Here is a 292-nt window from a genome sequence, read left to right as displayed (position 1 = left end):
CGTCGAAAAAGGAAAGAGTGACGGCGAACCGTTCCTGTACCTGCGCCAGCAACATGCCCAGCATCAATGAATGTCCGCCAGCTTCGAAGAAGTTGTCGTCAATGCCCAAGCCGTCAATTCCCAGCAATGCTTCACAAATCGCCACTAAGCCGCACTGCGTTTTGCTCTCTGGAGCCGCGTAAGGCACCGAAAACGCCGGACGCGGCTGACGGCGCACCGACGGTTCGCTAGGGATGACACTTCCCGCGTCCGCCACCAGCGTTACGGCGCTCCTCTGTTCTTCTGGACTGTC

General features: G+C 58.6%; 1 protein-coding gene. It reads right to left on the bottom strand.

The window, feature by feature from the left end; genetic code table 11:
• A partial coding sequence (locus ACODJP_RS13845; RefSeq protein WP_422482496.1) for a phosphopantetheine-binding protein occupies positions 1–292 on the bottom strand: 292 nt, incomplete at both ends.

It is taken from the genome of Pleomorphochaeta sp. DL1XJH-081, assembly GCF_049310885.1.
Taxonomy (GTDB): Bacteria; Spirochaetota; Spirochaetia; order Sphaerochaetales; family Sphaerochaetaceae; genus CAYZJV01.
This window is presented reverse-complemented; position numbering and strand designations above follow the sequence as displayed.